Source organism: Novosphingobium aureum (genome assembly GCF_015865035.1).
GTDB classification, from domain to species: Bacteria; Pseudomonadota; Alphaproteobacteria; order Sphingomonadales; family Sphingomonadaceae; genus Novosphingobium; species Novosphingobium aureum.
The window spans coordinates 562811-583667 of the sequence record NZ_JADZGI010000001.1 but is presented as its reverse complement, the minus strand read 5'-3'; the positions used below and the strand labels follow the sequence as shown (position 1 = coordinate 583667).

Annotated in this window: 15 protein-coding genes and 1 tRNA gene; 7 read left to right on the top strand and 9 right to left on the bottom strand. The window is 66.6% G+C overall.

Annotation, left to right across the window (positions count from 1 at the left end; genetic code table 11):
• The 3 genes from I5E68_RS02785 to I5E68_RS02775 all read right to left on the bottom strand — a co-directional run bounded on the left by I5E68_RS02785 (position 1) and on the right by I5E68_RS02775 (position 4730).
• Positions 1 to 1092 carry an NAD/NADP octopine/nopaline dehydrogenase family protein gene (locus tag I5E68_RS02785; RefSeq protein ID WP_197160571.1) on the bottom strand — a complete coding sequence of 364 codons (1092 nt, stop codon included), beginning with the start codon at positions 1090 to 1092 and terminating at the stop codon, positions 1 to 3.
• Between the two features lie 154 nt (positions 1093 to 1246).
• Complete coding sequence (locus I5E68_RS02780; RefSeq protein ID WP_228726786.1) at positions 1247 to 2560, bottom strand: spinster family MFS transporter; 1314 nt, start codon at positions 2558 to 2560, stop codon at positions 1247 to 1249.
• A gap of 79 nt (positions 2561 to 2639) precedes the next feature.
• Positions 2640 to 4730 carry a PQQ-dependent dehydrogenase, methanol/ethanol family gene (locus tag I5E68_RS02775; RefSeq protein WP_323982070.1) on the bottom strand — a complete coding sequence of 697 codons (2091 nt, stop codon included), beginning with the start codon at positions 4728 to 4730 and terminating at the stop codon, positions 2640 to 2642.
• A gap of 478 nt (positions 4731 to 5208) precedes the next feature.
• Here I5E68_RS02775 and I5E68_RS02770 point away from each other — a divergent pair, with 478 nt between their 5' ends.
• The 3 genes from I5E68_RS02770 to I5E68_RS02760 all read left to right on the top strand — a co-directional run bounded on the left by I5E68_RS02770 (position 5209) and on the right by I5E68_RS02760 (position 8895).
• Positions 5209 to 5988, top strand: coding sequence for an SDR family NAD(P)-dependent oxidoreductase (locus I5E68_RS02770; RefSeq protein ID WP_197160562.1), 780 nt, complete (start codon positions 5209 to 5211; stop codon positions 5986 to 5988).
• A 565-nt stretch (positions 5989 to 6553) separates the two neighbouring features.
• Positions 6554 to 8551: an AAA family ATPase gene (locus tag I5E68_RS02765; protein ID WP_197160560.1), complete on the top strand. Its 1998-nt coding sequence runs from the start codon at positions 6554 to 6556 to the stop codon at positions 8549 to 8551.
• Entirely contained in the window at positions 8548 to 8895 is a 348-nt protein-coding gene (locus tag I5E68_RS02760) for a hypothetical protein (RefSeq protein ID WP_228726785.1), read from the top strand. Before I5E68_RS02765 ends, I5E68_RS02760 begins: the two co-directional genes overlap by 4 nt.
• 354 nt (positions 8896 to 9249) lie before the next feature.
• Here I5E68_RS02760 and I5E68_RS02755 read toward each other — a convergent pair.
• Positions 9250 to 9325, bottom strand: a tRNA-Val gene (locus I5E68_RS02755).
• Positions 9326 to 9498: 173 nt separating this feature from the next.
• Here I5E68_RS02755 and I5E68_RS02750 point away from each other — a divergent pair.
• Positions 9499 to 11871 (top strand): arylsulfatase, encoded by a 2373-nt coding sequence (locus I5E68_RS02750; RefSeq protein WP_197160552.1) that lies wholly within the window; start codon positions 9499 to 9501, stop codon positions 11869 to 11871.
• A gap of 124 nt (positions 11872 to 11995) precedes the next feature.
• Here the strand turns inward: I5E68_RS02750 and I5E68_RS02745 are convergent, their stop codons facing one another.
• Positions 11996 to 13192, bottom strand: a complete 1197-nt coding sequence (locus tag I5E68_RS02745) for a BamA/TamA family outer membrane protein (RefSeq protein ID WP_197160550.1) — start codon at positions 13190 to 13192, stop codon at positions 11996 to 11998.
• Between the two features lie 221 nt (positions 13193 to 13413).
• Between I5E68_RS02745 and I5E68_RS02740 the strand changes: the two genes are divergently transcribed.
• Together I5E68_RS02740 and I5E68_RS02735 are read left to right on the top strand one after the other, a co-directional pair.
• A complete protein-coding gene (locus tag I5E68_RS02740; protein ID WP_197160546.1) occupies positions 13414 to 14472 on the top strand; it encodes a putative outer membrane beta-barrel protein in 1059 nt (352 codons plus the stop codon).
• A 93-nt stretch (positions 14473 to 14565) separates the two neighbouring features.
• Positions 14566 to 16722 carry a transglycosylase domain-containing protein gene (locus I5E68_RS02735; protein WP_197160544.1) on the top strand — a complete coding sequence of 719 codons (2157 nt, stop codon included), beginning with the start codon at positions 14566 to 14568 and terminating at the stop codon, positions 16720 to 16722.
• 15 nt (positions 16723 to 16737) lie between these two features.
• Here I5E68_RS02735 and I5E68_RS02730 read toward each other — a convergent pair whose 3' ends face one another.
• The 4 genes from I5E68_RS02730 to ftsE are packed head-to-tail and all read right to left on the bottom strand — an operon-like array spanning position 16738 to position 19699.
• On the bottom strand, positions 16738 to 17451 hold the full coding sequence (locus tag I5E68_RS02730) for a lysophospholipid acyltransferase family protein (protein ID WP_197160542.1): 714 nt from the start codon (positions 17449 to 17451) through the stop codon (positions 16738 to 16740).
• Positions 17448 to 17993, bottom strand: a complete 546-nt coding sequence (locus I5E68_RS02725; RefSeq protein ID WP_197160540.1) for a YdcF family protein — start codon at positions 17991 to 17993, stop codon at positions 17448 to 17450. The genes I5E68_RS02730 and I5E68_RS02725 overlap by 4 nt, the downstream gene beginning before the upstream one ends.
• 57 nt (positions 17994 to 18050) lie before the next feature.
• On the bottom strand, positions 18051 to 18959 hold the full coding sequence (locus I5E68_RS02720) for a cell division protein FtsX (protein ID WP_197164460.1): 909 nt from the start codon (positions 18957 to 18959) through the stop codon (positions 18051 to 18053).
• Between the two features lie 26 nt (positions 18960 to 18985).
• Positions 18986 to 19699, bottom strand: coding sequence for a cell division ATP-binding protein FtsE (ftsE, locus tag I5E68_RS02715; protein WP_197160538.1), 714 nt, complete (start codon positions 19697 to 19699; stop codon positions 18986 to 18988).
• A 153-nt stretch (positions 19700 to 19852) separates the two neighbouring features.
• On the opposite strand from ftsE, the gene I5E68_RS02710 reads away from it, so the two are divergent.
• Positions 19853 to 20839: an MJ0042-type zinc finger domain-containing protein gene (locus tag I5E68_RS02710; RefSeq protein ID WP_197160536.1), complete on the top strand. Its 987-nt coding sequence runs from the start codon at positions 19853 to 19855 to the stop codon at positions 20837 to 20839.
• The last annotated feature ends 18 nt before the right edge of the window (positions 20840 to 20857 follow it).

Here is a 20857-nt window from a genome sequence, read left to right as displayed (position 1 = left end):
TCAGATACCCTCCTGCAAGTAGCGGCGCATTGCCGCGCGATCGAGTTGTGCGAGGCCAAGCCGCTCGAGCGTGCGTCCCTCGGCGTAGAGATCGCGCCCGGTTATCGCGCTGGCCATTGCCAGCATTCCCGAGGCGAGCGGTGTCGCATGTCCGGCCCACTTGCCGATCGAGGCAATCATGCTGAGCCCGAGCCGGGTGTCCTCGAACATGTAGCGATGGCTCTGCAGGTCGATTTTTTCCCGCCAGTCGCCGCTGTCGGTCAGCTTTTCATGAGCGGCGTAGCCGTACATCCATTCATCGCCCTGGCTGGCATCGGCGTTGTAATGGTCGGCGAGTGGGAAATGCGGCGCGCCGTAGCCGAGCGCCTCGCGCAGATCCATGCGCTCCTTGTCCAGCGCGCTGGTGACAGCACGGATCGAAGGCTGGGTCCCTTCGTTGTGAATGTCCCAGGCGGGGAAGTGCTCGAGCGGCCCGGCGTTCATCAGGATCAGCGGCGGGTGAATGATCGGTCCCGCGTTCATCAGGCCGCCGGCGAGCGCATCCTCGATCGGCTCCACAGCGGGATAGACCTGCTTGAGGACGTCCATCGCGCGTTCGGTGTTCCTCGCCGGGAAGACACCGGTCGGAAGGCGCGTGGCATAGACGCTGACCACGATCTCGGCTGGGGCATGCTTGCGCACCAGATAGGGCAGCGTGCCGGTCTCGGCGAAGCTCACGTCCGCCGGATTGCCAGCAGCGCGCGCGGCCTGGGCAAAGACTATCGAGCCCAGCGTCCCGGGCGGCAGGAACACCACCTGCCCATCCTTCCAGTAAGGTGCGCAAGCCTGCGCAAGATCCTCGTGCGTGGTCGCGGGCAGCGGGATGATCACCGCCTCGGCACTGGTGATCGCCTCTTCGAGCGAGGTCGTGGGATGGGCAACGACGACATCGCGGGTCCCGGCATGGTCCTTCACCGTGATGACACCGTTCTCGAGCACCGGACCGAAGGCCTTGGCATCGCGCCTCCAGAACCAGACTTCGTGGCCCATCTCGCTCATTTCAACGGCGGCGGCGTAGCAACCGTGCCCTCCGCCCAGAACGGCAACGCGCATTTGGATTTCCTTCCTGATCGATTTCGTCATCGATCTTGGGCGAGCACGCCGCAGCGCTCTATTCGCAATCGGCAGGCAGGGTCCGAAATCCGCAGCAAAGCCGCATGAGCGTCCGATACCTGCCCACGTGACGCAGACGAATTCGGCTGACCGGCTAGTTGTCCATGACGCGCGCAAAGGGCCTGACCCCGGCGGCCAGGACGAGGGCTGCGGCGAGGCCTGCGCTCCCGGTCACGATGGCCAGCGACAGCGCCACTCCGGCGCCCTCTCCCCCATGTGCAGACGCATCGTTGAGCAGCCCGACGAAGAGCACGCCAAGGCTCGATCCGATCAGCGAATTGCTGCACAAGAACAATGCCGAGACTCGCGACCGCATCGCCGGCGGAGCCACCATCTGCATCACCGCGGTCGATGGCGGCATGGGGAAAGAGGCGAAGAACATCAGCCCGCCGAGCGCGACCAGAACCGGGTAGAACCCGTCCACCATCGCCAACAACACGGCGAAGATCAGCACGCCCGCGACACCGGCGATGCCGGTGGTGAATGGCGAGGCGCGATGGCCGCGCCGGGTCAGGGCATCCATGATCCACCCGCTGGCGAGAACTCCGCCCACCCCGAACACCAACGCGATCATGCCGAGCCACACGCCCGCTTCGCCCGGCGCCATGCCGCTCGAGCGCATGATCAGCGCGGGCGCCCATCCCAGCAGCGCGAACAGCGCCATCGCCGCGAGGGTGTAGCCAAGGACATGCGGCCCATAGATCGCACGCTCGCGCATCATGTGTCCCAGCACTGCACCGAGCCCCGGCGCCTTGCCTGCCGACGCCCGACCGGGATCGCGCACCGTCGCGATCATCACCAGCGCCAGCACGAAGCCGGGCGCGCCCACGATCAGGAACACCAGCTGCCAGGCGCGCAAGGCATGGCCAAGCAAGACCACTTCGCCGACATCGCCGACAGCGGCGATGACCGCTCCCCCGGCAAGGAAGGCCAATCCTGCCCCGAAGAACGAGCCCATCGAGTAGACCGCAACCGCGCGGCCCAGGCGTTCCTTGGGAAAAAGGTCGGAGATCAACGAATAGGTCGCCGGAGACAGGGCCGCCTCGCCCGCCCCCACGAAGATGCGCGCGATGAACAGCTGCGCGAAGCCGCGTGCAAAGCCGCAGGCCAGCGTCGCCGCGCTCCATACCGCGATCCCGGCGGCGATCACCCCGGGACGCGAGACCCGGTCCGCCAGCCCGGCCAGAGGGATTCCCATGGTGGCGTAGAAAATCGCGAAGGCGAGACCGTGGAGCAGTCCGAACTGGGTGTCGGTGATGGCCAGGTCTGCCTGAATCGGACCGATCATCAGGGCAAGGATCTGCCGATCCACGAAGGACAGGACGTAGGCGATCATGCAAATGGCGACGACATACCAGCCTCGCGTTGGTTGCACGCCCGCTCCGCTGCCCTGTTCCACTGCCTGCATCCTCATCTCCCCTCTAGCTGGTCGCGGCTCTTTTCCTGCCCCGAAGCCTTGCCGCGCCGCATCGCGCGCAAGGGCGGGTTCAGGGCGTTGTCAGGCGGTCGTTCGCCCGCTTGATGACGTAGGCGCGGATCGCTTCGGCTTCGTCCGCATCGATCTCGCTGCCGAACGCCGGCATGCCCAGCGGCTCGGCCGCGCCTTCGCGCACGAAGGCGGCGAACACATCCTTGTCGGCAATGGCCGGCGAATAGCGCAAGTCGGGCACGCCGCCGCGATTTTGCGCAGTATCGCCGTGGCACATCCAGCAGCGCACCTGGTAAAGTTCGCGACCGGCCGCGACCTGCTTCGCGCCTGCCGAAGAAGCGATGCGCGCAAGCGGCGCGAGGGGCTCTGCTTCGGGAAGCGGCATTGCAGCGTCCGCCCCGAGCCGGAAAGTCACCACCCGGTTCACCCGCGGCAGCGCCGCATCCTTGAGCGCGATTCCCAGGTTGAGCGGCAGGATTCCCCCCCAGCCCACCGCGACCGAGACATATTGCACGCCGTCGACCGCGTACGTGACCGGCGGCGCAACGATGCCCGAGCCCATCTGACGCGACCACAGCTTCTCGCCGGTGCGTACATCGTAGGCGGCGAACTCTCCGGTGCCATTGCCCTGGAACACCAGTCCTCCCCCGGTGGAGGCCACCCCGCCATTCCACGGATAAGGCATCGGCACGTCCCAGACCCGCTTGCCGGCGACCGGGTCCCAGGCGACCAGCGCGCCCTTCATCATCGAGGCGATCTGCCGGCGCACTTGCGGGTCCTCCGGCATCGCGCTCTTGAGCACGTCCTGCCCGGTATTCCAGCCTCGCGCATCGAAGCTGAAGGCATCGGCGTTGCCGGCAACGTAGCCGTAGGGAATCTCGGCCGTCGGGAAATAGACGAGACCGGTCTGCGGATCGTAGCTCATCGGCTGCCAGCTATGTCCGCCGGCCGGGGATGGCATGCCCATGAAGGCCTCCCCGTTCTCGGAATAGCGCGCAGCCGGCACGATGTCGGGCCGGCCGGTCTCAGGGTCGAGCCCTTTGGCCCAGTTCAACGGGACATAAGGTGTACCCGAAAGGAATTCGCCGGTCTCACGGTCGAGGACATAGAAGAAGCCGTTCTTGGGGGCCTGCATCAGGACCTTGCGCTTGTGTCTCTCGATTTCGAGATCGGTGAGGATCATGTGCTGCGTCGCGGTGTAGTCCCATTCGTCGCCGGGCACCTGCTGGAAGTGCCAGACGTATTCGCCGGTCTGTGGGCGCAGCGCGACGATCGAGGATACGAACAGGTTGTCGCCCTCCCCCTGAGATCGCACCTCGCGGCTCCACGGACCGCCATTGCCGACACCGATGTAAAGCAGGTCGAGATCGGGATCGTAGACCATCGAGTCCCACGCGGTGCCGCCGCCGCCGTATTTCCACCACTGCCCGCTCCAGGTCGCAGCGGCCATTTCCATTGCCGGGTTCTCGAAGCCCTTGGCCGGATCGCCGGGCACCGTGTAGAAGCGCCAGGCCCGCTTGCCGGTCCTTGCATCGTAAGCGCTGACATAGCCACGCACACCGTATTCAGCGCCGCCATTGCCGATCACGATCATGTTGCCCGCCACGCGCGGAGCGCCGGTCACGGTATAGGGCCGATCGCCCTCGGTGGTATCGACGGACCAGCGCACCTGCCCCGTCGCGGCATCGAGTGCGACCAGCCTGCCGTCGAAAGTGCCTACGAAAACGTGGCCGTCATGATAGGCGACGCCCCGGTTGACGACCCCGCAACAGCCGTCGCGTGCCGCCGCCCCGGGAACCTCGGGGTCGTATTCCCACAGCTTGCGCCCGGTCACCGCGTCGAGTGCGAGGACCTTGCTCCAGGCACCGGTCGCGTACATCACGCCATCGACTACCAGCGGCGTACCCTCGACCCCGCGCAGCGAGCGACTGTCGAAATCGGCATACCAGGCCACGCCGAGCTGGCCGACGTTGTCCGGGGTGATCTGATCGAGCGGACTGAAGCGTGTCTCGCCGGAATCGAGGCCGTGACTGGCCCAGTTGACGTAGGCCATGTCGCTGCGCCCCTGCGCCATGCACCCTGCAAGTCCTGCCAGCAACACCCCCGCCAGGACCTTGCCTGCCCGCCCTCGCAACCCGACCTGATCCACGCGCGCTCCTGTCTGCCGTGCCACGCGATCTTGCGCAGCAGCGATCAGGATAGGAGTGCGCGCTTCCTGGGCACTATGCGCAAAGCGAAATGACAAACCGCAATAGGCACAAAAGCAGGCCCGCGAGAGATTGGGACTTACGCGACGATGCAAAGGGACGTGCGGGGTCCCAGGCGGCGTAGACGGATTCAGCGCGGTCACGGCCGGAGACAAAGTGCTAGGTTGTTCTGCCTTGCCACGTGGGAATATGACGTTGGCAAAGAAGGCACGGGCTTACGGTGCCGAACGAGGAGAGCGATAAAGCGACGCGCGCGCGTCCAGGACCAGACGAGCAGGCCAAGATACCCGCGACGCACGCGCTTTCCCGAAGCTATCGACGCCCCGCATTCACGACCGCCCGGCCTCATGCCCCTTGAACACCGCGCACGCGAGCGCGGCACCCGACCTTTTCAGACCGCTAAGCGAGACAGGCACGCACATGACCAAAGTTCTGGAAGACACCCTCGTCCTTGTAACCGGCGCGAATGGCGATATCGGCAAGGCCACCGTGCGCCTGCTTGTCGCCAACGGCGCGAAAGTCGTGTGCTCGGACCTGCAGGCTCCGCGCGAGCCCATCGAGGGCACCGAGTTCATCGCGCTCGACGTCACCAGCGAAGCAAGCTGGAAAGAGGCGATCGGCGCGGTCGAGCAGCGCCACGGCAAGCTCGATGCCCTGGTCAACAACGCCGGCATCGCGCCAATGGGACGGATCGAGGACGTCACGCTCGAGGAGTGGAAGCGCTGCCAGCAAGTCAATGTCGAAGGCATGTTCCTGGGCACGAAGACCGCCGCGAGCCTGCTTGCGCGCAGCGGCACCGACCGCGAGGGCGGCGCGGCGATCGTCAACATGTGTTCGGGGGCCTCGGACAAGCCTGCGGTCTTCAGCGCCGCCTACTGCGTGAGCAAGGCCGCCGCCCGGATGCTGACGCGCGCGAGTGCGGTCGAGTTCGCCACGCTCGGCTATCCCATCCGGGTCAATTCGGTCCATCCCGGCGTCGTCGAGTCGAGCATGATGGACGACATCATCGAGACCTACTCGCGCATCTCCGGGGGCGCCGACAAGGACCAGCTGCGCAAGTCCATCGCCGAAGGCAACCCGATGGGCCGCTTCGTCGACCCTGCTGAAGTCGCAGAGGCGGTCCTGTTCCTCGTCTCACCGGCATCGCGCTTCGTTCACGGCGATGCGATCCACGTCGATGGCGGCTACGCCGCAAGCTGAACGCCGGACCGAGGGACGCGGCTTTTCGGCAAGGCGCCTGCTCGCACACGATACCGGGATCGGTCCTTTGACAAGAATATCTGGCGGTTGCTTTGTGCCTCGAAAGCGGGCGGTAATTTGGTGCAATCATCGAAGCATGGCCTTCCAATGAAACGCAGCAGCCGTTCGTTCGCATGGTGGAACAGTCCGGTACCGTTGCCGTCATTCCGCCTCGGTAGAAGTTGGCCGGGTTTAACCGGATCGCGACAACAGGTTCAGACTTCATCATGCCCGAATCTGCAAACGATCTTGATCAGCTCTTGCCTATTCCAACAAATATCTTTATTCGGCAGCGCGTTCTTGCATGAGGCAAGACGATACAGGAGCAATCCATTGCTGGTTTTCAACCCTATCAAGGGCAACGTGCCCGCAGGTTTCCAGCCCTTCTCCTAAAGCGTCGTTTCGATGCTGCGGCGGGGCTTTCTTCCCTGCCTGCATCCATGCCCTTCCATCGCAATCGATGAAGCATGCCGCCTGAGGCCTGACGCGTGTTCACGCGCTGGCGAGCGGTCGAAACGGATATCTCATGACCGAACTGACTATCGTGCGCAGCGCCTTGCTGCGCTTCACACGCGGCGCCTGCGTCTCGCGCGCATTCGCTGAAACCATGCGCGAATGGGCCGCCCCCAAGCTGGGCTGGCTGACCGCCGAAAAGCGAGCGACGCTGCCCAAGAACGCAACCTGGGCGACCTATCTCGCGACCGTCGAGGGCGCCCGCGAAAGCGTCGAGCAATCGCCGTCCCGCCCCCAGCGGATCGGCGGGATCCTTGCACGTGTACTGCATCTCGACAGCTTCGATACGGCTTTGCTGCGCGTCCTCGTCGCAGGGCTGCGCCACCCCCACCTGCGCAGTCTGCTCGACATCCTGACGATGCGGGGCATGGATCTCGCCGTGATCCTGGGCGTCCTGGCGGGCGCGAAGGAGGACGAGGCCGAGCAATGCGTGAACGAAAGCGTGCTGCTGCGTCTGGGCCTGTTCGATCTGGTCGGGGACAGCGACGGCTCTGCCTACATCTCCTCGCACTGGGCCGTCGGCGAACTGCTCGCGCGCGGTGCTGCCAGCGAGGAAGCGGTACTTTCGGCTCTCGCCGGGACCTGCCAGACCAGCGCGCTTGGCCGCATCGACTTTGCCCATGTCGAGGATGCAGGCTTCCTCATCGACCTTCTCGCGGGGGCGCTGAGGGAGCGGGCGGGGGGCATCAATATCCTGATCCATGGCCCGCCCGGTTCGGGCAAGACCGAACTCGCCCGCATGCTCGCAGCCGAAGCCGGGGCGCGCCTGCGTGCGGTGGGCGAGGCGGACGAGGACAGCGAAGAGCCCAACCGCTACCAACGGCTCCACGCCCTTCATCTCGCGCAACGCGTTCTTGGCGTGCGCTCGCGCGAACTGGACAGCGAGGGTACGGTCCTGCTGTTCGACGAGATGGAGGACCTGATCGGGGATGCCACGCCGTCGAGCGGCGGCTGGATCGCGCGGCGCGCGGGCAGCAAGGTCTTCATCAACCGCCTGCTGGAGACCAATGCGGTACCGGTCATCTGGACTACCAATACGCTGGGCAACGTCGATGATGCGATCGTGCGCCGGATGAGCTTCGTCCTGAAACTCGATACGCCGCCGCGCAGTGCTGCCCTGCGCATGCTCGCGCGGGTGGCGCGCGACGAGGGCGGCGATCTGGACGCGCATCAGGGCGTCGCGAACCTCATCGATCGTGTCCCCGAAACCGCGACCGTGCTGCGCGTTGCACTGCGCGCCGCACGCCTTGCAGGCGCGGAACCGGCGAGCGAGCGGGCCGCCGGCTCACTGGTGCAGGCCCTGTGCGGCGGGAGGCTTCCCGATGCGGGCTTCGGCTCGTGCGATCTCGACCTGTTCGAGACCGACAGACCGCTCGACGATCTGTTCAGGGCCATGCGCGATGGCGGGCATGACGATGTCTCGCTGCTGCTTTCGGGGCCGCCGGGCACGGGCAAGACCGCACTTGCCCATCACCTTGCCCGCGCGCTCGACCGCCCGCTTCTGGTCCGCCGCGCCTCGGACCTGCTCTCGCGCTGGGTGGGCGAGACCGAGCAGCGCATCGCGCAGTCGTTTGAACGCGCGCGCGACGACGGCGCCGTGCTGCTCTTCGACGAGGCCGATTCACTGCTGTTCGACCGCGCCGGTGCGCAGACCAGTTGGGAGCGCGGTCAGGTCAACGAGATGCTGACCTGGCTGGACCGGCACCCGCTGCCCGTGGTCGCCGCGACCAATCACCCCGGCAAACTCGATCCGGCAACGCTGCGCCGCTTCGTCTTCAAGCTGGAACTGCGCGCGCTGGGCCCGCAAAAGGCGGCGAGCGCCTTCGAAAGCTGGTTCGCTCGCAAGGCGCCGGCCTCGCTGGCGGCGCTCGGCACGCTGACGCCCGGAGACTTCGCGGTCGTTTCGCGCCAGTTGCGTCACGCCCCGGCAGTCAGTGCCGAGGACATCGTCGAGCGCCTTGCCGCCGAGTGCGCGGTCAAGCCTCAAGGCGGGGGGAGGATCGGGTTTTGAGCGAAGGTCATGCCCGGGCATTCAGCCGCCGGATTTCCCGCACCGACAGCGCAAGGGTCGCTTCTTCAAATTGCCTCCTGCGCGAGACAGCCTATGATAGAGCCATGCAAGATCGACAGGACCACTTCGCCTACTGTGTTCAGCTGCTTGGCGGAACGACGGCATTCGCCCGGCGCCTCAGGATAGATGAGCGGGCTATCCGGCGGTTCGTCAATGGCGAGCGCCCCATCAGCGACGGTCTCTTGCAGGACACCGCGCAGGCACTGCGCGACCTCGCCACGGACGCCAATGCTGCTGCAGGGACCATTTCCGACAATTTGCCGGCTCAATCCAGCGACACCTGATCGGATAACGCCCCCTTGGAACGCCCACCATCCTTCGCCACGCTGCGTAAGACCATGATTTCTGGACGCCGCTGATCCTTGTTTTGAGGACAGGAGGCGACGATGGGGAAGTCCAATTTCAGCAATGAGTTCAAGCGTTATGTGCCATACATGCGCCGTGTGCATGGCGCAGGCCGACGTTCCAATGCAGAAGTTCAGCCAGCATCTGGGGCATATGTCACGCGCAATGATGCGCGCCGTATCCGCTCGGTAAAGCCCCTCATTCATGCAGGATGCCAGCGCTGCGGCGGAGTTCTGATGTTCAATGGGACATCGAACATATCGCGGAGAACGATTGAAACCCGCAGATATCCATGGTGGGCGGTGAGGGGCTCGAACCCCCGACCCTCTCGGTGTAAACGAGATGCTCTACCAACTGAGCTAACCGCCCGCGCCGAAGCGAGGGGCTGCTAATGATGCCAAACGGCGTCCACGTCAATGGGCCGCGTGATGGCATCGCTCGGGACTCGTGCACAGCAAACAAGGGGTAAGCCCCGATGCATCGCGCAGCCACACGCGCCCATTCTTCGCGGCACACGAGTGTGTTCAGGCGCGGAGAGTGAAATGGCGATCAAGGAATATGCCCAGGGACAGGCGTTCAACGGGGTCCAGGGGCGCACCTACGACGTGTCCGAGCCGTCCTGGCCCTCTCCCAACCGGGCGAAGGAGGGCGCGCCCAACGTACTGTTCATCGTGCTCGACGACACCGGCTACGGCCACCTCGGCTGCTATGGCAGCCCGATCGCGACGCCCAATATCGACGCGCTGGCCGCCGACGGGCTGCTCTATACCAACATGCACACCACCGCGCTGTGCTCACCCTCGCGTACCTGCTTCATCACCGGGCGCAACCACCACTCCAACGGTATGGCCTGCATCACCGAGGGCGCGACCGGGTTTCCCGGCTCGAACGGGATCATCCCCTTCGAGAACGGGTTCATCTCTGAGATCCTGCTGGCACAGGGCTATAACACTTATGCCATCGGCAAGTGGCACCTCACGCCAGCCGAGCAGACCTCGGCTGCGGGCCCTTACGACCGCTGGCCGCTGGGGCGCGGGTTCGAGCGTTACTACGGGTTCCTGGGCGGCGACACGCACCAGTACTACCCCGAGCTGGTGCGCGACAATTCGCAGACCGAGCAGGAGAAGAGCCCGGAAGAGGGCTATCACCTGACCGTCGACCTGGTCGAAAAGGCCAAGGGCATGATCGCCGATGCCAAGCAGGTCGCGCCCAACAAGCCGTTCTTCATGTACTTCTGCACCGGCGCGCAGCACGCCCCGCACCACGTGCCCGCCGAATGGGCCGACAAGTACAAGGGCAAGTTCGACGGCGGCTGGGACGTCTACCGCCGCGAGACCTTCGCCCGGCAGAAGAAGCTCGGGGTAATCCCCGAGCACGCCGAACTCTCGCGCCATGATCCCGACGTGCAGGACTGGGATGCGCTGAGCGACGACGAGCGGCGCCTCTACGCGCGCATGATGGAAGTCTTCGCGGGCTTCCTCGAGCACACCGACCACTACATCGGCGAGCTGGTGCAGTTCCTCAAGGACATCGGCGAATACGACAACACGCTGATCATGCTGGTTTCCGACAATGGATCGAGCCCCGAGGGCGGCCCGACCGGCTCGGTCAACGAGAACAAGTTCTTCAACAACGTGCCCGACGACCTCGCCCAGAACCTCGCGGCGATCGAGGACATCGGCGGGCCAAAGTACTTCAATCACTTCCCCTGGGGCTGGACCCATGCGGGCAACACCCCGTTCCGCCGCTGGAAGCGCGAGACCTATCGCGGCGGTGTCTCCGATCCCTTCCTGATTTCCTGGCCCAAGGGGATCAAGGCCAAGGGCGGCATCCGCACGCAGTTCGCGCACGGGATCGACATGGTCCCGACCGTGCTCGACTGCCTCGGCATCGAACCGCCCACGACGATCCGCGGCGTGACCCAGTCGCCGATCCAGGGGGTCAGCCTCAAGTCCTCTTTCGAGGATGCCGAGGCCGAGGCCCTGCACAAGACGCAGTACTTCGAGATGTTCGGCACGCGCGCGCTCTACCATGACGGCTGGCGCGCGGTCTGCCCCTGGCCGGGGCCCTCGTTCACCGAGGCCGAACATGCCTTTGGCGACGGGATCGACAAGGACATGCTCAACACGCTCGATGCCGAGGCCTGGGAGCTCTACGATCTCACCAAGGATCCGACCGAGACCACCGATGTCGCCGACAAGGAAAAGGCGCGGCTGATCTCGATGATCGGCATGTGGTATGCCGAGGCAGGCAAGTACAACGTGCTGCCGATAGACAGCCGCACCACCGAACGTCTCGCCACCGAGCGACCGCAGATTGCCGAAGGTCGCAAGCGCTATGTCTATTACCCGGGCACCCAGACCGTTCCGTCAAGCGCCTCGCCGCGCCTGCTCAATACCGCGCACTCGGTCTCGGTCCACGTCACCATTCCCGAAGACGGGGCTGAGGGCGCGATGTTCACCATCGGCGGCAACGACGGCGGCTTCTGCATCTACATGAAGGACGGAAAGCTGGTCTACGGCTACAACTACGTCGCCGACGAGCGCTACAAGTTCGTTTCGGACAGCGACGTGCCCGCGGGCGACCACGTGCTCAGCATCGAATTCGAACCGACCGGCAAGGCCGACATCGCCAAGGGCAAGGGCACGCCTGCCACGCTCAAGCTGCTCGTCGACGGTGAGGAAGTCGGCAATGGCGAGATGCCCAAGACGATCCCGATCCAGTTCGGCCTTGCGGCCGGCATCACCATCGGCAGCGACAATGGCTCGCCGGTCATGCTCGAGGACGAGTACCGCCCGCCCTTCGCCTTCACCGGCACGATCCACAAGGCGCTCGTCGACGTGACCGGCGAGCCGCTGGAAGACAAGGAAGAGATGATCAAGGCCTATCTCGCCGCGGCGATGGCCCGCCAGTAGGCGCCCCAGATCGACCCCGGCGCCAGACCGGGGCATGCGCGTCCGGTCTGCCCCCAGCCGGACGCGCCTTTTTTTATGCATGGGGTGCCGGTCCGGGGAAGTCAGTCCATGCCGAGAGATATGACTAGAAGGCCTGCCCAAGCCCGAGGGTGAGGGCCAGACCGTTCGCGCCCCAGGCGGTGTCGAGGCGCAGCATGCCGCGATCGAAGCGCTCCGGACGATAGCGCAGACCGAGCCCGCCCGAGCCGAGCACGTGACTGTCCTTCCAGATCGCGCCGCTGCTGCGCGCGGTGCCGCCGACGCCGACGAACGAGACGATGGCGAGGCGCCCCGGCGGAACCCAGCCCGGCATAGTGGACACACCGAGTTCGTGGCGCACCTCGAATTGCAGCGCCCAGCTCGCTCCGTCGCGGTAGCGCCCGACCGCGTAGCCGCGCAGGTCGCCGTTACGGCCGAACATGCACAAGTCGTAGTAAGGTGCATCCCCCTTCACCGCGCAGGCCGTCTTGCGCACCGCGAGCACGGTGCGTTCGCCGACCGGGAAGTAGCCGGTCGAGAGCAGCTCGAGCTTGCGATGCTCGAAGTCGCTGCCGAGAAAGTCCGCCCCGAACAGCCACGATCCGGTGACCAGAACCCCCTTGCGCGGGGCGAAGTCGTCGTTGCGGGTGTCGAAGGTGAAGGCCGGCCCGATTGCGGCGACTTCGCTGCGCCGTTCAAGCGCGGTCGGGAGATAGGTCGCGCGCGGTGTCGCCGGGTCGCTGTCTCCGATCTCGCGTGCGCGCATCCGGGTATAGCGCAGGCGCACCCCGGCATGGACGTGCGAGAGCAGCCCCTTGTCGAAGGCGCGCGCCTGCGCGTCGAGCCAGGCCGTCGCCGTCTTCTCGCGCAACTCGATGCTGCGCCCTAGCGCTCCGGCCTCGCCACCGATGCCGTAGTAATCGAACCGCGCCTTGCCGTAGCCCGCCAGCCCGGTCACGCGAAAGCGGTCTGCGTCGAACGAGAGCGACTGGCTGATGCCGCCGCCCCATGTGCCTTCGCTCGTCCACCCGAGCGAAAGACTTGTCATTGCAGGATCAGCTTCTCCTGACGGCGCATAACGCCACACTGCCCCCAGCCCTCCTCCGATGCCGAGTTCGGGCGATGCGAGCGGAACCGGCACCAGCACCGGCGCACCGGTGTCGAATTCCTCGCTCTCGCTACCCTGCGTTCCCGCGTAGAAAGCGCGCATCTGCACGTCGAGCGTCTCGGCCATCTGCACCGATTGGGCGCTGGCGACATGGGGGGCGAGAACAGGTGCGCAGCTCGCGACGGCGAAGGACATTACCCTTGCCAGCCTGCACGAAGGGCCCGCGTTCGCTTTGCGCTCGATCTTTTCCATCTACGCGAGCCTAGGCCGCCTTGCGCGCGCAACCATCGGGGCTTCCCCGCATGTGCGCGGGTCGTGACCCGCGCAGCGCAGCGCGCGGCCTCAGGGATTGCCGGGAGACAAGCCCGGGGGTTTTCCCGATGGAGCCTCCCGTCCTCACCCGACACTGTGCCACCATGAAGAATACCTTCGCGGTTGCCCTGATCTGTGCCCCGGCCCTCGCCGCGACGCCTGCGCTTGCCGGGGAGCCTGGCCCGGGTCTCGCCGAGGCAGCCCTGGTCACCTCCACTTCGCCGCTCTCGTCCCCGGACGACTGCTCTGCCCGCAGCGATAGCGAAGCGACTTGCGAACAGGCGGACAGCAACCTCGCTGACGCCGACGAGCTCGCCGAGCCCCCGGTTAGGGAACGCCACCGTACCTTTCCTATCGGTGGCCGTGCCGCGATCGCGCGCGGCTACAAGATCCCCGAACCCTTCGGCCTTGGCGCGCTGATGGTCTGGACCGATACGCAGTTCAACGCGAGCGATCTTGCGGTGGCGGTCCAGAAGGGCGCCGATCCGCCGCAGGACGCCACGCTGCTCCCGCTTCCGCAAGTCACGACCAACCGCCTCGAGGGTGACAACCGCATGCTCGGCTTCAAGGCGGACCTATGGCTGTTTCCCGGCCTCAACCTGTTCGCCTCGGTCGGCAAGGTGAAGGGCACCAACCGCATCGATGTCGCCATCGACCTCGACGAACTGATCCCCTTCCCCTTCTGCCGCCCGGCTAACCCTTGCGGTGTCCTCGACCTGCCGGTCGAGACCAAGGTCAACAACACCACGGTCACGCTGGGCACGATCCTCGTCTACGGCTCTGCCGACTGGTTCGTGCTCGGCTCTGCGGCGAAGACGATCAGCGTATCCTCCAAGAAGCGTTCCGACGTCGAATCGACCAACGTCTCGATGCGCGCCGGGCCCCGGTTCGAACTGGGTCAGGATCGTTATCTCGCTGCCTATTTCGGTGCCAACTACTTCGACCTCTCGACCCGGGTGAACGGCGTGGTCGAGAGCGGGCCGGTGTTCGAGGACGGCGATGGCGTGCACTTGCGCTACGATATCGAGCTGGAGACGCGCCATCCCTTCGCGCTGATCGCGGGGTTCAACTATGAGTTCAACCGCAACCTGACCGCACAGGCCGAGATACAGGCCGGGCGCTCCTCGACCCGCATCCTAGCCAGCACGGGAGTGCGGTTCTAGCGCGGCCGTTCGGGCTGGCGAAAGGTTGTCCACGCTAAGCCGCGCGACGATGTGGTGCGCTTGCGCGCCGGATGGTGTATTCGCGGGCCGACGATGTTCACGCTCAAGCGCAAGACTGCGGCCTCCGGGCCCGATACAGACCTGGACGACCTCGACGACGATTTCGGCGGGGCTGCTCCCGATACGGCAACATCCGCCGACGAGGCCAGCCCGTCTCGCGCCCGCAAGCGCCTGCGCTGGTTCGTGCGCGGCCTTGCGGCGATGCTGGCGCTGTTCTTCGTGCTGGTCGCCTGGCTCGCGATCACCGCACCGCTGTCGAAGTCGCTCCAGCCTACTTCGCCCCCGCAGATCACGCTGCTCGCCGCCGACGGCACGCCGATCGCGCGCAATGGCGCCATCGTCGATGCCCCGGTCAAGGCCGCCGAACTGCCCGACCACGTCAAGCAGGCCTTCATCGCGATCGAGGACCGGCGCTTCTACGATCACTGGGGCGTCGATCCCTACGGCATCGCGCGCGCGGCGTGGACCAATCTCACCTCGGGCACCACGCAAGGCGGCTCGACGATCACCCAGCAGCTCGCCAAGTTTACTTTCCTCACGCCCGAGCAGAGCCTGACGCGCAAGGCGCGCGAGGCGCTGATCGCGTTCTGGCTCGAGGCCTGGCTGACCAAGGACGAGATCCTCGAGCGCTATCTCTCGAACGCCTACTACGGTGACAACACCTATGGCCTGCGCGCGGCCTCGCTGCACTACTTCCACCGCCGCCCCGAACGCCTGACCACCGCGCAGGCGGCAATGCTGGCAGGGTTGATGAAGGCCCCCTCAAGGCTCGCACCGACCAACAATTACGACCTTGCGCAGGCGCGCATGAAGGTGGTGCTGGGCGCGATGGCCGATGCCGGATACCTCACCGCGCAGGAAGCGGCGAAGATGCGTGCGCCGCGGCTCGACGTGCGCGGAGGACGCGACCTGCCGACCGGCACCTACTTTGCCGACTGGGCACTGCCGCAGGCGCGGACCATGGTGGGCGAGAGCAGCTATTCGGCGCAGACGCTCAAGACCACGCTCGATGCACGCCTGCAGCTCGCCGCGCGCCGCGCGATCGAGCGCGCGCGTCTCGGCCCCGACGGCAAGGGCGCGCAAGTCGCCCTCGTCGCCATGCGCCGCAACGGCGAGGTCGTGGCGATGGTCGGCGGCAAGGACTATTCCAAGAGCCCGTTCAACCGCGCGACCCAGGCCAGGCGCCAGCCCGGTTCGACCTTCAAGCTGTTCGTCTACCTCGCCGCGCTGCAAAGCGGGTGGAAGCCTGAGGACACGATCTCCAACGCCGCGATCGAGACCGGCGGCTATCGGCCCAAGAACGCAGGGGGGCGTTACTCGTCCACGATCACGCTCGAGAATGCCTTCGCGCATTCGAGCAACGTGGCGGCCGTACGCCTGTTCGAACAGGTCGGCGACGACAAGGTGATCCGCGTCGCCCGGCGCCTCGGCGTCACCGCCCCGCTACCCGAGGGCGACCCCAGCCTAGCGCTCGGCACTGCGACGATGAACCTGCTCGAACTCACCAGCGCCTACGCAGGCGTCGCCGCGAACTACTACCCCGTCGAACCCCATGCTTTCCCGGTGCCCGAGAAGGGCTGGTTCGCCCGCCTCGTCGACGGCAAGCACCGCATGGCTGGCTCGACCCACAAGGCAATGGAGCAACTGCTGCGCGCGGCGGTCAACAAGGGCACGGGCCGCGCGGCCATGCTGAGCGCGCCCAACTTCGGCAAGACCGGCACCAGTCAGGACAACCGCGATGCACTCTTCGTCGGGTACGCGGGCGACTACGTGGTGGGCGTCTGGGTCGGCAACGACGACAACTCGCCGCTCGACGGCGTTTCGGGCGGCACCACCCCTGCCCGCATCTGGCGCGACTTCATGCAGCAGGCGCTCGGCGAGCGCGCGGCGCCCGCACCGCAGCGCAACCCCGAAGGTCCGGTCCAGCCGCTCGACGTCGAGGGGCTGGACGACATTCCCGAAGGCACCTTCCCGCTCGGCGATGCGAGCCAGATGCGGATCGAGAACGGGACTGCGATCATCACCACCGATCTCAACGGTGTGCCGCTCGACGTGCGCGTGGGCAACGATGGGGTGCAGATCGACGGCAACCGCCTGCTCGAGGAAGCGCAGCGCCAGATCCGGCAGGGCCAGATCCGGCAGGATACCGCACCGGCTACGCCGACGGGCAGCGCCAGCCCGCAGCCGTGATCCGCGCGCCTCGGGTCAGGTCCGGGGCGGGCTGATCGCCTCGGTCACGCGCGCCTCGACCTCGGGGCGTGGCAGTCCCGCCTCGATGCGCTCGCCCACGCGGTAGGTGATCACCCCCGGCTTCTTCCAGCGGCGGTGGTAGAGCCGCCCGCTGTCGACCGCGACCGGCACGACCGGCAGGCCGAGCAGCTTGTAGGTCCCGGCAAAGCCGGCACGCAGCGGCTCGCGCTTGCCGACCGGCACGCGGGTACCTTCGGGGAAGATCACGAGTGGCCTGCCCTCGGCCACGCGCTCGCGCGAGACGGCGATCATCCGACGCAGCGACTTCGCCCCGCCCTCGCGATCGACCATGACCGCGCCATAGCGCTTGAGCGCCCAGCCCCAGCCGGGGATGTCGCCCAGTTCGGCCTTGGGAAAAGGCGCGGGCCAGTGCATCTGCGCCCCCATGTCGATCGCCTCGAAGAAGCTTTCGTGGCGCATCGCGATGATCAGACCTTCCTCGGGAAATTCGCCCTCGACCGCGACCTTGATGCCAAGGATCCAGCGACAGCAGTCGCGGTGGAACCGGCTCCAGGCCCGCACGACGATGCGAAACGCCTCGGGGCTGATGACGACGCAGGGCACGGTCGCCAGCACATAGGGGATCGTGCCCAGATAGAACACGAAGTAGAACAGCAGCGAGCGCACAACGTCGATCGGCCGGGTAGGAGCGAGAGCGGGATCGGTCACGACTTGTGGAACCTGTCATAGAGGCGGGTCGAAAGCCGCCAGAGCAACTTGTGATATTCGAGGAACAGCGCGCCGAGGCTGGGGCGCGAGGGTACCGCGTCGCGTTCGAGCCGCACGTCCTCGGGCAGTTCACGTTCGAGTTCCAGCTCGGCGCGGCGCATGTGCCAGTCGGCGGTGACAAGGCGCACTGAACGCGCCTTGTGCTCGCGCACCCAGTTGGCCGCCTCGATCGCGTTGCTGCGCGTGTCATAGGCCTCGAAGCCGAGTTCGACGCAGCAGTCCATGAGCCGCTGCGAGACCCCGAACTGCGCGGCGAACTCCTCGGGGCGCACTTCGGGATCGACGCCCGAGACAAACAGGCGCTTGGCCTTGCCCCGGCGCAGGACCTCGAGCCCGTGCTCGATCCGTCCCTGGCTGCCGGTCAGCGCGATGATCGCGTCGCTGCGTCGCCCGTCGGTCAGCGGACCCGGCAGGGTCACGGCGAACCAGACGAAGCCGAAGAACCAGATCAGCAGGATGAAGGCGGCGGTGCGACGGAACATGATCTTCGTGTCTGGATGAGCGGATGGCCTGCTTATGACGGCAAGCGGCCAGCGAGGCTAGAGCATCTTGCGCAAGGCATGCAGCACCGTCAGGCGCGCGGTGACCATCGCCAGCAGCGTCGCGAGAAAGGGTACGAGCGCAAGGATCAGCCAGTCGCTCCACACCAGCGCGCCATTATTGACGAGCCCGGCACCCAGACCTTCGAAGCGGCGGCCGAGCAGCAGGATCGCAAGCAGCGCGAGCGCGAGCCCGACCGATCCGCCGCCTGCGGCATCATAGCCGATCGAGCGCTGGAACACGCGCGCGACCTGCCGGTCGGTACCGCCCAGCAGGTGCACGATCTCGATCACGTCGCGGTTTGCGCCGAGCGCCGAGCGGGCGGCGAGCAGCACCGCCGAGGCAAGCGCCAGCGCGAGCAGCGCGACGAGCGCGATCGCCACGATCTGGAGCGAGCGCATCGCATCGAACACGGGCTTGAGCCAGCTCGACTGAGCATCCGCGCGCGCCGAGGGCGCGACCTTGCGGATCGCCTTGCGGATCGCGGAAAGCCGCGCGTCGTCGACCGGACGGTCGAGCCGTACGTCGATGAGCGCGGGCACCGGAATCTCGGCATCTGCGCTCTGCGTAACGTCGGTGCCGAGCCAGGGTTCGATCAGCGCGTCGAGTTCTTCCTGCGGCACCAGCCTCACGGCCTCGACGCCCTCGAGACGCTGCACGGCCTCGACCACGCGCGCGGCCTCCTTCTGGCGCAGCTCGATGCGCGGCTCGAGCACCTGGATGGTGAGCCCGCCCTCGATCTCGGTGCGCGCCGCGCTGACCGCATTGCCGAGCGCGAGGCCCGCGGCGAGTGCGATTGCGGTGAGTGCGACCATGATCGCGATGACCCAGGGCATCGGCCCCGACATGCGCCCTTGCGGTATCAGCTCGGCACCGCCTCCGCCGAACCGGCGCATGCCGTGCAGCATCGAGGTGCGCAGCCGCCGCTCGCCGCTCACGAGATCTTCCGCGGCGGATAGCGCAGCGCCCCCGTGGGATCGGCGAGGCGTCCGCGGTCGAGGCGCATGATCAGGCTCTCGGGCACCTTGCGCAGGAGGTCGAGGTCGTGGGTCGCGACGACCACGGTGGTGCCTTGCCGGTTGAGCATCTCGAACAGGCGCATGAGCTTGTGTGCCATGTCGGGATCGACGTTGCCGGTCGGCTCGTCGGCGACGAGCATGGCCGGGCGCCCGATCACCGCACGGGCGATGGCGATACGCTGCTGCTCGCCGCCCGAAAGCGTTGCGGGCACGGCATCGATGCGCTCGGACAGGCCGACCCATTGCAGGATGTCACGCACCGGCCCGGCGATGTCCTTCTCGGCATGGCCCGCCACGCGCAGGGGCAGCGCGACGTTGTCGAAGGCGGAGAGGTGCGGCACCAGCCGGAAGTCCTGGAACACCACCCCGACGCGGCGGCGCAGGTCGGGCAGGTGGCGGCGCGGCATCGTGATCGCGTCCTTGCCGAACATGCGGATCGCTCCGCGCGAGGGGCGCTGGGCGAGGTAAAGCAGCTTGAGCAGCGAGGTCTTGCCCGCACCGCTGGCCCCGGTGAGGAAGTAGAAGCGCCCCGCGAACAGCGTGAAGGTGAGATCGCTTAGCACCTCGCGGTCGGTGCCGTATCGAAGCCCCACGTTGTCGAAGTGGATGATTTCGCCCTCGGCGGACATTCTCGAACCGTTAGCCTGTCGTATACGGAGCCGGTAAAGGGCGACCGACAGGGCTATAGCGAGCAATCGATGTGGAAAAAAGAGCGATAGGGCGCGAACCCACAGCCGCAGCGCTTGTCGCAGATGGGCCTCTCGTGTTTAGGAGTAGGAATCATGATCATCGCCTGTCCAGCCTGCTCCACGCGCTATGCCGTTCCGGCAAGTGCCATTGGCGTGGACGGACGGCGCGTGCGCTGCGCCAAGTGCTCGCACAACTGGCACCAGGACGGACCGTCGCCCGAGATCCTCGCCGCCGAAGCAGAGGCCGTGCCACCGCCCGCAGCGGCCGCGCCCGCTCCACCGCCGCAGCAGCGCCAGAGCACGCCGCACGCCGCGCAGGAAGCGCATGGCGCCAGCCAGCCCGACAGCGCCGAACCCGTGGCTCCGGGCCGCGATAATACCCCCGCCGGGACGGCTGCCCAGGCTCCCGGCCGGGAGAGTGTCGGCGCCGATGCTTCGTCCGGGAACGGCAGCTACAGCGGCGGCTTCGACGAAGGCGCTGCCCCGCCGCCGATGCCCACCCGCTCGCCGAGCCGGTCGGAAAGCCCTGCCGGGGGCCGTCGCGCATCGATCCGCAAGACGCCCGTTGCGGTCTACGACGACACCGAGGGCACGGTCCACTACGCCGATGAACGCCCCTCGAGCTTCGACTTCTCGCCGCCGTTCCGGCCGCGCCGCAACTGGACCAAGATCGGCACTTATGCGGCCGGTATCTTCGCGGTGGTCACGCTCGGCGTCACCGGAGCGATCGCATGGGGCGGGCTGCCCGACTGGGTGCCGATCGCGCACGACAGCTACCGCGCCGGCACCGGCGACCTGCAGCTCGACTTCCCGCGCAAGCGCCAGGACCGCAAGCCGCTCCCCGATGGCAGCGAGTTCTTTTCCGTAAGCGGCACGATCACCAACATCGGCAGCCAGTCGCGCGAGGTTCCCTCGCTGCTGGTGGTGCTGCGCGACGAGCGCGACCGCATCGTCTACGAGAAGGAAATCGTCCCTGCCCGCCCCAAGCTGGGCCCGGGTGAGGCGCTGACCGTCAACGAGGCGCTGACCGACATCCCAAAGGCCGCCGCCAGCGCCGAAATCGGCTGGAAACCGGGCTGACCCCCACCAGCCGGACGA